8 protein-coding genes are annotated in these 15500 nt (G+C 72.9%); 5 read left to right on the top strand and 3 right to left on the bottom strand.

What is annotated here, in order from left to right; genetic code table 11:
• The first annotated feature begins 21 nt into the window (after positions 1 to 21).
• A complete protein-coding gene (locus tag ABZ809_RS07835; RefSeq protein ID WP_357561679.1) occupies positions 22 to 9693 on the top strand; it encodes a calcium-binding protein in 9672 nt (3223 codons plus the stop codon).
• Positions 9694 to 9796: 103 nt separating this feature from the next.
• Here the strand turns inward: ABZ809_RS07835 and ABZ809_RS07840 are convergent, their stop codons facing one another.
• A complete protein-coding gene (locus ABZ809_RS07840; RefSeq protein ID WP_357561680.1) occupies positions 9797 to 10708 on the bottom strand; it encodes an SDR family NAD(P)-dependent oxidoreductase in 912 nt (303 codons plus the stop codon).
• Between the two features lie 77 nt (positions 10709 to 10785).
• Between ABZ809_RS07840 and ABZ809_RS07845 the strand changes: the two genes are divergently transcribed.
• The 4 genes from ABZ809_RS07845 to ABZ809_RS07860 all read left to right on the top strand — a co-directional run bounded on the left by ABZ809_RS07845 (position 10786) and on the right by ABZ809_RS07860 (position 14227).
• Positions 10786 to 11349 (top strand): helix-turn-helix domain-containing protein, encoded by a 564-nt coding sequence (locus tag ABZ809_RS07845; RefSeq protein WP_357561681.1) that lies wholly within the window; start codon positions 10786 to 10788, stop codon positions 11347 to 11349.
• Between the two features lie 179 nt (positions 11350 to 11528).
• Positions 11529 to 12473 carry an RNA polymerase sigma-70 factor gene (locus tag ABZ809_RS07850; RefSeq protein WP_357561682.1) on the top strand — a complete coding sequence of 315 codons (945 nt, stop codon included), beginning with the start codon at positions 11529 to 11531 and terminating at the stop codon, positions 12471 to 12473.
• 92 nt (positions 12474 to 12565) lie between these two features.
• Positions 12566 to 13762 (top strand): FAD-dependent oxidoreductase, encoded by a 1197-nt coding sequence (locus tag ABZ809_RS07855; RefSeq protein ID WP_357561683.1) that lies wholly within the window; start codon positions 12566 to 12568, stop codon positions 13760 to 13762.
• Between the two features lie 90 nt (positions 13763 to 13852).
• On the top strand, positions 13853 to 14227 hold the full coding sequence (locus tag ABZ809_RS07860; protein WP_357561684.1) for a hypothetical protein: 375 nt from the start codon (positions 13853 to 13855) through the stop codon (positions 14225 to 14227).
• Positions 14228 to 14240: 13 nt separating this feature from the next.
• Here ABZ809_RS07860 and ABZ809_RS07865 read toward each other — a convergent pair whose 3' ends face one another.
• Positions 14241 to 14864: a response regulator transcription factor gene (locus ABZ809_RS07865; protein ID WP_357561685.1), complete on the bottom strand. Its 624-nt coding sequence runs from the start codon at positions 14862 to 14864 to the stop codon at positions 14241 to 14243.
• A 114-nt stretch (positions 14865 to 14978) separates the two neighbouring features.
• Positions 14979 to 15341 carry a hypothetical protein gene (locus tag ABZ809_RS07870; RefSeq protein ID WP_357561686.1) on the bottom strand — a complete coding sequence of 121 codons (363 nt, stop codon included), beginning with the start codon at positions 15339 to 15341 and terminating at the stop codon, positions 14979 to 14981.
• Positions 15342 to 15500 lie beyond the last annotated feature (159 nt).

The raw sequence follows: 15500 nt of genomic DNA on the forward strand, positions 1-15500 counted from the left end.
ATCGGACGAACGAGGTGTCTCATGGTGGCTCTACGACGGCTGCTCGCCGTGGTGGTCGCGACGGCGGTGACCGTCGCGTTGGGGTTGGTGTGGACGGCGGCCCCCGCCCAGGCCGACGAGGCGTGGGAGAGCGCGTTCAAGAACCTGATGTCGCGTACGGCCACCTGGGCCGACGGCGGACTGTCCCAGCTGGGGCTGCTCGGTCAGCCGCTGCCCCTGCTCGGCGTCAGCCCCGGCGCGCTCGTCGACGCCGACACGCTCGTGGACAAGGCGTCCGACGCGCTGGCCAGCGGCCTGACCAAGGACGACATCGATCTCGGCGGCGGCACCCGGCTGACCAGCTCGGTGAGCACCAGCGGCGGCGACCACCTGCTGGACGTGCTGCTGACCACGAAGCGCGAGGTGGTCGACAAGGACCTCACGCTGGCCGGGGTGACGCTGGACAAGGCGGTCAGCGTCACCGGCTGGGCCACTGTGCACCTGCGGGCCCGGCACACCGCTGCGGGGGAGACCTACCTGGTACGCGACGGGGACACCCCGCGCATCGACATCGACGCGGCGGCGCGGCTGCGCGCCGACCTCGACCAGGCCACCGCCTCGGTCGGCATCCTCGGGGTCACGCTGACGGCCGGCAGCACCCTCACCGCGCGTACCCATCTCAAGGTCACCGTGACCGACCCGGACGGCGACGGCCGGCTCGCCTTCGACTCGGCCGCCGGCGCGAACACCGGCGAACTCGGCGCGGCGGGCTCCCTCGCCGGCCTGGTGCAGGTGGCCCTCGACAACTCCGGCGGGGGGAAGATCTCCGACACCGAGACCGAGCCCGGCCCCGGTTCGGTGCACGGCGTGGTCAAGCTCGGTGCGGCCGTCTCCGGCGCGCCCTTCGCGCTGCCCGCCGTGGCGGCGACCGTGAACGTCGACTGGAACGACATCTCCGTCGGCGCCCCCACCGTGACCACCAGCGGGCTGGACGAGACGATCGCCAAGTTCCGCAACATGAGCCCGCTGGATCTGGCCTCCGGGCTCGCCCAGCTCGCCGCACTGCTCAGCGGCGTGCAGCAGAGCGGTCCGGCCGGCAACCTCAACCTGCCCTTCCTGCGCGGCACGTTTGCCGATGCGGTGAAGGTCAACGAGAGGCTCACCGACTTCCTCCGCGAGCACGTCCACCCGCGTCCGGACGACCCGCGGTTCGACCCGGACACCGACGACCCGGCCCTGGCCGGACAGCCGAAGTTCAGCTCCGTCCAGCAGCTGCTCGCCCTGCTCGCCGCCGAAGGGCTGCCGGTGGACAACCTCTCCTTCGACGACGACAAGCTGGTCTTCCGGGTCAAGCTGGAGCGGGAGTCCACGGTGGAGGTGCCGCTCGATCCGGGTGCCGCGGAGCTGTCCGGGCGCGGAGCGACCTTCGCCGCCAAGGGCTTCAGTGTCAGCGGCAACCGGTTCGCCCCCGGCGCGCTGGTCGGTCAGCGGGTGGTCGCCGGCACCTCCGCCGGTACCGTCGCCGCCAACACCGCCACCTCCGTCACCCTCACCCAGGACTGGATCGGCGGGCAGCCGCCGAACGACAGCGCGTGGGTGATCAGCGGCTCCAGCCCGAACATCGGCGCCGTCGAGCTGGCCGGCACCCTTGCCAAGCCGGTCGGCGGCGACAAGACGGTCGGCCTGCGGGCGGCGAACGCCCAGGCCAGCTTCGCCGAGGTGAAGCCCCGCTACAGCGCGTCCGTCACGCTCGTGCTCGACCTGCGCGACGACCTCGGCAGCCCGGAGGCGAACGCCGACCGGGTGCTGCTGCGCACCGACCCGGCGACGCCGCTGTTCGCCGCCGATTTCCCGATCACCACCGGGATCGACTTCTTCGCCACCGCCGGCTTCCTCAAGGTCAAGCTCGGTGGCGACCTCTCCGTCGGCCCGGCCGCCGCCGGCGAGCGGATGCTCCAGGTCAGCTTCAAGCAGGCACAGGACATCAGCCTCGGCACGCTCTTCGCGCGCTTGAAGTCCGACCCGGGGAACCTCCTGGCCGTGTCGTCGTCGGTGAAGACCACCGGCCGGGTCACCGTCAGCGTGCCCGGCGCCACCGGCGCCCTCGGGCAGGGCATCGGCGTCGACGTGAGCTGGAAGGCCGGAGGGCAGCCGGTGGTGGACACCTCGGCGCTGGCCGGGCTGATCGCCGCCGACTTCGACTCCGACGATCCGAAGGCGCTCTTCGCGGTCGTCGTCGAGGCGCTGCGGCTGGTGAACGCCGCGCTGTCCCAGCCCGGCGGCGGAAGCGGCCCGCTGGACAAGGAGATCCCGCTGCTCGGCCGCTCCGCCCGGCAGTTGCTCGGTGGCGACGAGAGCGGCGTCGGCAAGGACGTCACGTTCGTCGCCGACGGGGCGAACTTCCTGCTCAAGGACGCCTCCCGGGACGGTGACTCCGGCTTCGACGCCCGGCTCGCCGGGCGGACCGTCGTGGTCGGCAGCAAGGCGTACCGGGTGTTGGCGCGAGTCGACGGGCAGACCCTGCGCGTCGACGCGGCCGGCACGCCGAAGCCGGCCGACGGCAGCGCGTACGCGCTGCGCCCGGAGTTGGCCGACGCGCTGGACCGGCTGCTCGCCTCGCCCCCCGACAACCTCCAGGACGCGCTGGACGTGCTCAACGGCGCCATCGGCGAGGACAGCGGGATCAGTTTCACGCTGGACGAGCGCGCGGGCGGGCCGTTCCTGCGGCTCGGGCTGGACTGGAAGCGCAAGTTCCACACCGGTGGCCCGCTCAACTTCGCCTGGGACGCCCACCGCGAGCTGGTCACCCTGGACAGCTCCGGCACGTTCGCGGTCGACGTGGACGCCCGGGCGCAGCTCGGTCTGCTACTGCCCCTGCGGCTGAACACCGCGCCGTTGCTGGACCACAGCTCCTCGGCCAGCGTCACCGTCGCGGGTGGGGTCACCGACGCGGCGATCGCCGCGCGCGTCGGGCCGCTCGCCCTGGACCTCGGCAAGGACCCGGACTTCGCCACCGTCAAGGCCAACCTCAGCGTCGGCCTGGGCGGGCTGACCGAGGACGGGCCGATCAGCGGCCTGCTCGGGGTGACGCCGCAGTTCACCACCGCCGGCGTCGACTGCGGCGACGGGGTCGGCGGCGCGAACGTGCCGCTGTGCGCGAAGGCACCGCTGTTCGTCAACAACTGCGACCCGGCCGACGACACCAATCTGCTCACCCTCACCGTCGGCCTGGACCTCACCCCCACCCCCGGCCTGCCGAACCTCGACTCCTGCTTCGCCAACCTGTCGCTCAAGCTCACCGACTTCAACGTCGGCATCGACGGGTACCTGGCCAAGGTCGAGGAGGCGTTGCGGCTGGCCAGTTTCGACGGCAAGCTGCCCCTGGTCGGCGACGACCTGCAGCAGGGCCAGCGGTTCGTCGCGCAGCTGCGCGAGGACGTCAAGGCCGCGATCGGGCCGGTGCTGGCCAACGCCACGCTCGACAGCGCGGGCGTGCAGACGGCCCTCAACGAGGTGCTCGCCGACCTGGACCCGGGCGTGAGCGCGGTGGTCAGCTGCCGCGGCGGCGTCGCGGCGCCCTGCGCGTCCGAGGACTTCCAGGCGATCCGGATCAAGCTCACCACCTCCAAGGGCGCGCCCTCCGCGGCCGACGGGTGCAAGGCCGCGAGCGCGTCCGACGAGTGCCTCAACCTCAACGTGCCGCTCGACCTGGGCATCCCCGGCCTGTCGCTCAAGGCGAAGAAGGGCGCCCCGGACGGCATCCAGGCCAAGCTGGGCTGGAAGCTGCACCTGGACCTGGTGCTGGACCGGGAGGAGGGCTTCTACGTCCCCACCCACGACGGTGACACCTCGCCCGAGGTGCAGGTCGGCGCCCAGTTCGACATGACCGGCGACCTCGCCGCCCAGCTCGCCTTCATCCAGGTGAAGGCGACGAAGCGGAGCACCGACCCGCTGGTGAAGGCGTACTTCGGCATCGACCTGAAGGGCTCGACGGGGGAGAAGAGCTGCTTCGACCCCACCGTCACCGCCGACTGCACGGCCAACCCGGACGACCGGCTCACCCTCGCCGAGTTCGCGGACCTGGGCTCGCTGCTCGCCACCGACCTCACCGCCCAGGTCAAGATCGACTGGAAGCTGGCGGCGGCCGTCGACACCGGCGGCGAGGACTCCGCGCTGCCCGGCATCAGCGCCACCTTCGGGCTGCAGTGGGGCCTGGAGCACAAGCGGGGCGGGCTCACCGCGACGGGCGACGGCGTCACCACGCCGCTGAAGGTGACGTTCACCGACATCGCCCTGGACGCCGGCGCCTTCTTCGACAAGATCCTCAAACCGGTGGTGGAGAAGCTCAAGGCGGTCACCGGGCCGCTGCAGCCGGTCATCGACACCCTGTACGCGCCGATCCCGGTGCTGTCGGACCTGTCGAAGGCCACCGGCGGCCCCGACATCACCCTGGTCTGGCTCGCCAAGACCTTCAGTACCCTCAACGGCGGGCCGAAGCTCGACTTCGTCGACACCGTGCGCGCCGTGGTCACGTTCGTCAACCGGATACCCGACTGCGACTCCGGCTGCTCCATTCCGCTGGGCTCGTTCAAGATGGACAGCGCCAAGGCGCTGACCACGGAGGTCTCTCCCGCCTCCGCCGAGGGCCTGATCGACCGCACCTCCGAGTACCACCCGGCCTCCGGCGCACAGGTGAAGGCGAAGGTCGACGAGGCCGCCGGCGACGATGGCGAGAAGCTGTTCACCCCCGCCGCCGACGGCAGGAGCAACGCCCAGAAGACGGGCTTCAGCTTCCCGGTCTTCGACAACCCGGGCTCGCTGTTCGGGCTGCTGCTCGGCCAGGACGTCGAGCTGGTCAGCTTCGACTCGGGCCCGCTGGAGCTGGGCTTCAGCTGGCGGCAGTCGTTCGGCCCGGTCTACGCGCCGCCGCCGGTCTTCGTCACCCTGTCCGGCAGCGCCTCGGTGACCGCCCGGTTCATCGCCGGCCTGGACACCGCCGGCATCCGGCACGCGGTCGAGGCCGCCACCGACGGCACGTCCGTCGACGCGGTGAGCCTGCTCGACGGGTTGTACTTCAAGACCTCCGACAGCAGCGGCAAGGCCGTCCCGGTGGTCACCCTGCGCGGTGAGATCGCCGCCGGGGCCGAGGTGAGCGTGTTGATCGTCAAGGTCGGCATCGAGGGCGGCATCCAGCTCACCGTCGGCTTCAGCTGGAACGACCCGAACAACGACGGGAAGTTCCGCACCCGCGAGTTCCTCCAGGCACTCCTGGTCAACCCGATCTGCCTCTTCACCACCAGCGGGCGGCTCTCGGTCTTCCTGCGGGTCTACGTCACCATCGACCTGTTCCTGTTCAAGAAGAAGTTCGCCTTCACCCTGGTCGACGCGACCCTGCTCGACTTCCGGGCGCAACCGGACTGTTCCCCGCCACCCCCGGAACTCGCCGGCACCGTCGGGGACACCCTGGTCGTCTTCGCCGGCAAGTTCGGCAAGAAGGAGCAGCGCGGGCACGAGGTGTGGGACAACGACGCCGACACCTACGCCGGTGACGTGGTCAAGGTGTACGCGCTGCACTACGCCGACGCGGGCACCCCGGGCGCCACCGACGACTTCGACGGCTTCGCGGTGGAGGCCCTGGGCCGCCGGCAGGAGTTCCTCGACCCGGCCCTGACCCGGGTGGTCGTCGACGGGCGCGGCTACGAGGTCGCCGACCCGGACAAGAGCTCCCTGTCGGTGCTGCTGCTCGGCGACGGCGACACCAGCGGCGACGGCACCAGGACCTCCGCGTTCGACAGGACCGCGGTGGTGCTCGGCTCCGACGGCAAGGACCGGATCAGGACCGGGACCGGGCCGGCGTACGTGGACGGCCGCGGCGGCGACGACGTGATCGTCACCGCCGAGGCGGCCGGCGTGGTCAGCCGGGTCGCCGGCGGCGCCGGGAACGACAGCATCACCACCGGCGACGGCGACAACGTGGTCGCCGGCGACAGCGGCCTCGGCGGCACCGACCGGGGCGCCACCACCGTGCGCACCCCGGCGGGCGACCGGACCCTCGACGGGTTGGTCGACTGGACGACCCTGGACGCCCCCACCGGCGCGCAGGCCGGCGCGGACGACCAGGTCACTGTCGGGCACGGCGCGAGCACCGTCTACGGCAACGGCGGCGACGACACGCTCGGCGTGGTCGTCGACGACCGGCCCAACGGCGGGAACACCATGGTCGGCGGCCCCGGCGCGGACACCGTCAACGGCGGCAGGGGCGACGACACCATCCACACGTACGGCACCGACGTCCCCGCCGATGCGGACCAGGCCGGCACCGGCGACGCCGGGCTGGTCAACCAGGTCGACACCGGCGCCGGTCAGGACACCGTGCACGGCAGCGCCGGGGTGGACCTCGTCGTCTCGCACTCGGCCAACGGCCAGACCGGCCGCGTCTACGGCTACGGCGGCGACGACGTGCTGGTCGGCGGCTACGGCACCGACGAGCTGTTCGGCGGGCCCGACGAGGACTACGTGATCGCGGAGCCCGCCCAGGTCGGCGAGCCGGACGGCTCGGACGGCTACGGTCCGTTCCGTCAGGTCGTCCACGAGCCGCTGCCGGCGGGCACGCAGCCGCAGACCAAGCTGCTCGTCGGCGGTCTCGGCAGCGACCACGTGATCGGCGGCGACGGCGGCGCGACGGTCTTCGGCGACCGGCACCTGCCCGCCGAGACCTGCGCCGACGCCACCCTCGCCGACGCCCAGCCGGCCCCCGCCGACCAGGGCGCCGCCGACCTCGTCCTCGGCGGCGCCGGCGTCGAGGTGGTGTCGGCCGGTGGCGGCAACGACCGGGCCGACCTCGGCGGCGGCGACGACCGCGCCTGCGGCCAGCTCGGCGACGACACCCTGCACCTCGGCGGTGGCGCCGACCGGGCCTGGGGCGCGGCGGGCGTCGACCAGCTGCACGGCGACGACGGCGACGACCTGCTCTTCGGCAACGCCGGTGACGACGGCCTCTTCGGCGGCACCGGCGCGGACACCGCCGAGGGCAACGCCGGCCGCGACCAGGTCTTCGGCGGCCGGGACGGCGACGTGATCTACGGCGGTGGGCGCACCGCCGGCGCGACCGACGGTGCGGACCACCTGTACGGCGAGGAGGGGCCGGACCGGATCGTCGGCGACAACGGCACCCCGCGCCTCGGCGACGTCGGGCCGTACCCGCTGGACCTGGCCGGCGACGTGGCCGGGGCCGGCGCGGGGGACGTGATCTCCGGCGGGGGAGACGACGACCTCGCCTACGGCGGGCTCGGCGACGACCGGATCGACGGCGACCTCGGGCACGACCAGCTGGAGGGCAACAACGGCGCCGACACGGTCCACGGTGGCCACGGCCGGGACGAGATCGTCGGCGGTTCCTCGCAGGAGCCGGCCGCCGGCGCGGGCCGGCCCGACGTCGGCGACCAGCTCCACGGCGACGGCGACAGCGACCTGATCGCCGGGGACAACGCCCGCTTCGCGCCGGCCGACGCCGACGCGACCCGGGTGACGCAGGGCCGGGCCGGCCCGCCGCGCAAGGTCACCCTGTTCGACCTCGGGTTCACCCCGGCGGCCGGCACCAGCGGCGGCGACCTGATCTTCGGTGGGGACTCCGACGACGTCATCTTCGGCCAGGGCGGGCCCGACCGGGTGCACGCCGGCGGTGGCGCCGACTTCGCCGAGGGCGGCCCCGGCGTCGACTGGGTCGAGGGCAACCACGGCGACGACGACCTCGTCGGCGGTTCCAGCACCGCGTACGACGGAACCGGAGCGGCCACCACGGGCCAGCCGGACGCCGCGGACGCCGTCTTCGGCGGACCCGGGTCCGACGCCGTCATCGGCGACAACGGCGCGGTGCTGCGCCCGCTCGCCGGTGAGCAACCGACTCCGGTGACCGTCCGGGTCGGTGCCGGCGGCGTGCCGTTCGGCCCGCGGATCGTGGTGCTGCTGGACCGGGCGGCGGCCACCGCCGGCCGGTACGGCGACGACCGGATCAGCGGCGGCGACGGCGTCGACACGCTGTGGGGTCAGGACGGTGCCGACGCCCTGACCGGTGACGGTGACGGCGACTACCTGGAGGGCAACGGCGGGACGGACGTCCTGCGCGGGGACAGCGCCCTCGGCGCGGCGGGACGGTCCACGGTCGCCCCGCTGCCCGACCCGGGCTGGCCGGGCGACCCGGCGGCCCCCGCCGACCTCGTCGGCGACGGCACGCCGGCCGGGCAGGACGACCTGATCGGCGGCAGCTCGGCCCCGGGCTTCCGCGACGGCGCGGACGTTTTGGAGGGCAACGGCGCCGACGACGTGCTCCTCGGCGACAACGGCTCGCTGCTGCGGAGCGTGACCACGGTCGACGGCAGCCCGACCGAGCGGGTCTACACCGAGCGGTACCCGACCGGTGCCGTGCCGGCCGACGCCACCCGGGCCCGTACCCACGATCCGGCGCTGCCCGGCCCGTCCACCCGGTTCTGCACCACCGCCCAGGCCACCTGCGAGCCGGCCGGCGCGTTCGGCGGCGACCAGCTCTACGGCGACGCCGGCAACGACGGCGTCTGGGGCCAGGACGGCGACGACGCCATCCGCGGCGGCGACGGCGACGACGACCTCTTCGGTGAGCTCGGCGCCGACACCCTGTACGGCGACGACGGCCGGGACGCCATCCTCGGCGACCGGGGTGGCGTGGTGAGTCAGTACCTCAACGCGGACGACGTGGCGGCGCTGGGCTTCACCGTCACGCTGTCGTCGGTGCCGCAGGAGACGTACACCGGATTCCGGGCCGGCGACTACGACCGGCGCGTGGATCTGTCGCACGACACCGACGGGGACGCCTGGATCGGCAGCGCCACCTCGGCGCCGATGCCGCACTCGGGGTTGACCGCCGGCTCGGGGGACCGGGTCCGGGGCGGCGCCGGGGCGGACAACATCCACACCGGGTTCGGTGACGACGTCGCCAACGGCGACAGCGGCGGCGACCAGCTCTTCGGGTCGGCGGGGTCGGACGTCCTGTGGGGCGGCAAGGGCTGCGACCCGGTGCTCGACGCGGCCAACCCGCAGTGCCAGGTGAACGGTGTCTTCAGCGCCGCCGCCCGGGGCGACCGCGACCAGTACGTCGACCACCTCTTCGGCGGCGCCGGAGCGGTCGACGGCCCGGCCGTGACCGCGGTGCTCAGTTCCGACCTGCTGGACTTCCGTCCCCGTGGGGCGTACCCGGACAACTGCGCGGCCGGGGCCTGGCCGGCGGACCTGGCGTCGGGCACGGTCGACCCGTGCCTGTGGTTCGAGATGACGAACCTGGACGACGCCGCCGTGGCCGACAACCAGCACCACCACGGCACCGACTGGATCTACGGCGGCTGGGACCGGGACGTGCTGCAGGGTGACGTGACGGCGAACGGCCCGAACAACGGCGACCGGCTCTTCGACTGGAACGGCGCCTACAACCTGTACACGCACTGCAACGCGGCCAACGGCGGGTTCAACGACATCCGCCAGCACAGCCCGGCCATGCAGAATTTCCTGACCCGGGTGGCCTGGGCCTCCGGCGCCGGTCGCAGCCCGACCGACGTCACCACGGCCGGCACCTCGGCGTTCCTCGAGTTGTCGTACGTCTATCCACGCGACACCCGCGAGGGGGGTGCCGGACCGGCGTTCCCCGGCACACCGGGGCACTTCGACCAGCCGTCCTGCACGGACTGATCGCGCCGATCGGACCGGGCCCGGCTCTCCGTCGGGAGGGCCGGGCCCCGTCGCCGGTCCGTGCTACCCGCGGAGGCGACGACCTACCCCCAGGAGTCGGACGTCAGAGGCGGACCCTGCTGAGGTAGTGCACACCGGTTGCCGCCTCGGCGATCGCCCACTGCCGGGCGGCCCGGTCCGGGTCGTTGCCGGGCGCCACGATGGGTGCGAAGTGGACGCGCTCGTCCCACTTGCGCTGGGACGGTCCGTGGAAGGCATCGGACCGGGCCCGGGGGTCGGTGGCGGCGAAGAGGATCGGCAGCGCGCCCGCCTCGGCGCTGCGCGCGACCAGGGCGCCCAGCGCCGCCACGAAGACCCGCTCGGCGATGTTGCCCGGGTTGTCCTGCATCCCGGTCCAGGCCATCCCCGGGTGGGCGGCGAAGCTGCGGACCGGCGAGCCCGCGGCGCGCAGCCGGCGGTCCAACTCCTGGGCGAAGAGCAGGTTGGACACCTTCGACCGGACGTACTGGCGCAGCGGCTGGAACGTTCCCGTGGCGGCCAGGTTCTCGTCGTCGGTGCCGGAGCGCACCTGCCGGTAGAAGTTGGAGCCGACCGTCACCACCCGGGGCAGCCGGTCCGGGCGAAACCGGTTCAGCAGCAGCCCGGTCAGTGCAAATGGTCCCAGGTGGTTGGTGGCGATCACCCGCTCGTACCCCTCGGGGGTGAGCGCGCGCTCCCGGGCAGGGGTGCCGGCGTTGTTGATCAGCGCGTCGATCCGGCGGTGGCCCAGCGACTCCGCGAAGGTACGGATCGAGCGTGGGTCGGCGAGGTCGAGCCGGTGCACCTCGACGTCCCCGCGCATCTCCGCGCGGACGCGCTCGCCCTTTGCGGTGTCGCGTACCGCCATCAGCACGGTCGCACCCGCCTCGGCCAGCCGGGTCGCGGTGATCCTGCCGAGCCCGCTGGTGGCACCGGTGACCACGACGGTCCGTCCGGTCTGGTTCGGCATGTGGTCCAGGGTCCAGGTCAGCGCCATCGCCATCTCCTTAGCGGATGAACTATCCGTTCCTGCCGCAGAAGCTAGCACGAGAACGGATAAGTTATCCTCCAGGTGTGTCTCCCACCACGAACGCGGAGAGCCTGCGCGCCGACTCGGCCCGGGTCCGCGCCCGCATGCTCGCAGCCGCCCGGGACCGCATGGCCGCTGGCGGCCCCGACCTGTCGATGAACGCGGTGGCCAAGGCGGCCGGCGTCGGCGTGGGTACGGTCTACCGTCACTTTCCCACCCGGCAGGTCCTGCTGGAGTCGCTCGCCGCGCAGAGCCTGGAAACTCTGGTCGCCGACGCGGTGGCGGCGTCCCGCGAGCCGGACGTGGGCACCGGCCTGGCCGCGCTGCTGCGGGTGGGCCTGCGGATCCAGCTCTCCGATCCGGCGCTGGCCGAGGTGCTGGCCACCGCCGACGCGGCCTGCGACGAGACGGTGGACCTGAGCCGCGACCTGGCCGCGGCCATCGCCACCCTGCTCGACCGGGCCCGCGCCGAAGGCGTGATCCGCCCCGACCTGACCGCCGACGACCTGCGGCGCCTCCTGTGCGGCCTGCAGCACGCGGTGCGGATCGGCGGCACCGACGACGCGGACCGCTACCTGGACATCCAACTGGCCGGGCTACGCCCCTGAGCCGGCCAGTTGGTGCTGGCGGTGGCAATGCCGGTGCCATGGCGGAAGGCTGGCGCACGTCCGGACCGTCCTGATTGGTCAGAGGGATCGCCAGGTGGCCTACCCGGTGACGGTGACCTTTAATTGGGCGACATTCAAGATCACAGTCACCCTGAAAAGGGCGAGGCTAGGATCGGGAGATGCCCTTGACCGCGGAGGACGTCGACCGGTTCGAGGCCTCCAGGCCGCGCCTGGAAACCATCGCCTACCGTCTTCTCGGCTCCGCCGGGGAGGCCGAGGACGCCGTGCAGGAGACGTTCCTGCGCTGGCAGGCCGCCGACGTCGACCGCATCGGGGTCCCCGAGGCGTGGCTGACGAAGGTCCTCACCAACCTGTGCCTCAACCAGCTGACCTCCGCGCGGGCGCGCCGCGAGACCTACGTGGGCCAGTGGCTCCCCGAGCCGCTGCTCGGCGGGGACCCGATGCTCGGCCCGGCCGAGACCGTCGAGCAGCGCGAATCGGTGTCGTACGCGGTCCTCACCCTGCTGGAGCGCCTCGCCCCGCGGGAACGGGCGGTGTACGTGCTGCGGGAGGCCTTCGACTACCCGCACCGCGAGATCGCGGAGATCCTCGACATCACCGAGGCCGCCAGCCAGCAGATCCTCCACCGCGCCAAGAAGCACGTCGCGGACGGCAAGACCCGTACCGAGATCGACAGGGCCGCCGCCCGGCGGATCGTCGAGGAGTTCCTGGCGGCCGCCACCAGCGGCCAGACCGAGCCGCTCGTGCGCCTGCTCACCGCGGACGCCATCGCGATCGGCGACGGCGGCGGGAAGGTCCCGGCCCGCGCCAGGGCGTTCGAGGGCGCCGTCGCTGTCGCGAAGTTCCTGCGGGGCCTGTTCAAACCCAGCGAGGCCAAGCGCGCCATCGTCGGCGGCTCCCCCGAGGTCCACGCCTGGACCGCCAACGGCGAACCCGCCGTCGTGGTCGTCCTGGACGGCCGGGTCGTCGGCGTCATGTGCCTGGAGGTCACCGCCGAGGGCATCGCCGCGTTCCGTAACCAGGTCAACCCCGACAAGCTCGAACGCGCAACCGCGCAGTGGGCGACCTCCGGCCACGGGGAGCCCCTGTTCCACGCCTTCTGAACGCTCTGTGAGGTGCTTCACGTCGTTCCCTGTCAGGAAACGGCGGGCCGCCCGGTTCAAGTGGCAGACCCGCAGAAGACAGGAGCAGCGAAATGCCGCACCGCATCCTCGTTCTCGGAGCCGGATACACCGGAGCCATCGCCGCCGGCCGCCTCGCCAGGCGGCTCCGCCGCGAGGACGTCGCCATCACCCTCGTCAACTCCGAGCCCGACTTCGTCGAACGCGTCCGCATGCACCAGCTGGCCGCCGGCCAGGACCTCAGGCTCCGGCCACTGCGCGGAATGTTCGCTGGCACCGGCGTCGAACTGAAGCTTGCGAAGGTCACCGGTGTCGACGCCGACCGCAGGACGGTCGCCGTCGTCGACGCGAACGGCGCCGGAGAACTCGCCTACGACACGCTTGTCTACGCCCTCGGCAGCGGCTGGAACACCCAGGGCGTCCCCGGGGTCGCCGAGCACGCCCACGAGATCGCCAGCCGGCCGGGAGCACTCCGGCTGCGCGAGCGCCTGGCCCACCTCGATGCCGGGCTGGCCGTGGTCGTCGTCGGTGGCGGCCTCACCGGCCTGGAGGCCGCGACCGAGATCGCCGAGGCCCGCCCGGACCTCGACGTCGCCCTCGCCGCCTCCGGCGGCCTCGGCGACTGGCTCTCGCCGAAGGGCCGTAGGCACCTGCGGAACGTCTTCGACAAGCTCGGCATCACCGGGTACGAGCACTCCGCCGTCACCGCCGTCGAAGCCGATCACGTCGCCACCGCCGACGGCAACACCATCCCGGCCGCGGTCACCGTGTGGACTGCCGGCTTCGCAGTCCACCCGATTGCGAAGGCGACCGCCCTGGAGGTCACCGGGACCGGCCAGATCGTGGTCGACCGGACCATGCGCTCAGTCTCGCACCCCGATGTGTATGCCGTGGGCGACGCCGCCTACGCGATGGGGCCGGCCGACAAGCCGCTACGAATGTCGTGCGCCTCGGGCAGCCCGGGCGCGTGGCAGGCCGCCGACGCGATCGCGGCGCGCCTGACCGGCGGAAAGCTCCCGAACGTCTCGATCCGCTACGTCAACCAGTGCGTCTCGCTGGGCCGCAGGGAGGGCTTGATCCAGTACGTCACCGCCGACGACCGCACCAGGCGGGCGGTCCTGACCGGACGCCTCGCCGCCGTCTACAAGGAGTTGGTCTGCAAGGGGGCCGCCTGGGCCGTCGCCAACCCCACGCTCGCACTGCCGACCCGGCGCCGCCGCGTCGAGCGGGAGCAGGCCGCGTCGGCCTCGACCGTCGAGAGGCTGGCGTAGCGCCCGAAGCGAAGCGGGCACCCTCCGATACGGGGGCGGGCCCGCTTCGCCGCCGGTTGACCCCTTCCAGGGGTGGGGGATCATGGGAGGGTGACGTTCGCGGTGCATTACCTCGTGCCGGCGGCCGGTCTGCTGCCCGTGCCGGCCGGCGACGATGTGCTGGTGTTCGACGTGACGCTCGCCGTCGAGGCGGGGGAGCGCAGCGTCGTGTTCTCCGTGTTCGCCGAGGGCGCCGGCCTGCGGATCGCCACCGACCTCGACCACACCGCGCTGCTGCGCCGCGAGCCGGCCGAGGTCGCCGCCGTCGCGGCGGTCGACGCGTGGGTGCTGGAGCGGGCGCCGCGCGCGATCCGGCTGCACGAGCTGCTGCTCGACGTGCTGCCGCCGCGGGCGGACGCCGAGCGCTGGTTGGCCGCCCGGGACCCGGCCGGCGACTACTGGCGGGCGCTGGTGCGGTCGCGGTGAGGCTCCGCGCGGGTCAGATCATGCCGGCCCGCAGCGCGTACGCGACCGCGTGCGAACGGTTGCGCAGCTTCAGCCTGTGCGTGACGCCGTAGATGACGTTCTTGACGGTCCGCTCGGAGTAGCAGAGCTTGCCGGCGATCTCGCCGGTGTCGAACCCGTCCGCCATCAGTCGCAGCACATCGACCTCGCGCGGGGTGAGACCGGAGGCGTTCAGGCCGTTCGGGGCGAGCACCTCGCGCTGGAGCCGTTCGATGTGCTTGAGCAACTCGCCGACCAGGTTCGGCGGCATGACGCCTCCACCGCTGGCCGCGGCCAGCACGCTGTGCGCCAGTCGCTCGGCGGTGACCGCCGCTCGCGGCAGGATGGCCACCACCCGGCACTCCACCGCCGTGAGCAGCTCGCTCTCGGTGATCTCACGGAGCACGAGGACCACTGGCAGGCCGGTCTCCGCAGCCGAGCGTCGCAGCGTCGCCACCACGTCCACGGTCAGCTGCTCGCAGCCGAACACCAGCACCTGCGCACCCGCGCGATCGTCGGCCGGCAACAGCTCGATCGCCGGACGGGACCGCAGGAAGCTGTCGAGCCCCGCATAGCTGAACGGGTCTGACGCCTGCAGGACAAGCCGAACCTTCTCCACCGGAACCTCCGCGTCTCATGGCTGCGGCGAAAGTCTGCGAAACGACCCTTCAGAAAATCTCCACGCCGTCTTCACGGCTGGTCGCCGGCACGTGAAGGGTTGCGGCCACCGCGTTCAGCGGTCGGTGGGCCGAGGAGTCCCGGGCGGCACCACCCGGGCCCGGCGCAGCGCCTCGATGTACTTGGGAATCTCCGTCGCGGCCAGCTCCAGCCGACCGGGCGCGAGCTGGTCGGCGAAGACGGCGTCGACGACGTCCAGGGCGAGGTCGTCGGGGATCTCGTCCACCCGCTGGGTCGGCACGTGCCGCCAGATCCGCAGGACCCGGAGCCGGGCCCGTACCGCGGAGAGGGTGCGTTCCAGCTCGGCTATGACCTGGTCGGCCTGCGCCGCGTCCAGCACGAACCGCCCCTCACGGGCGAGGGTGAGCAGAAGCTCACCGGCGAACGGGTCCGCCGGTGGATTCGGATCAGCCGACACCGGTCGAGTGCAGCAGGCCGCCGGCGGAGGCGGAAGGCACCGCCTCCGGGTGTGCCCGGACTCCGGTCCGATCTGCCCGGTCTTCCGCCCGCCGTGCTCCGGCCTGCCGGGTGGACGGCGCGGGCTGCCGTCAGCCCGACGATCATCCTGACTGGCAGA

Source organism: Micromonospora sp. NPDC047074, from assembly GCF_040643815.1.
In the GTDB taxonomy this organism is placed as follows: Bacteria; Actinomycetota; Actinomycetes; order Mycobacteriales; family Micromonosporaceae; genus Micromonospora.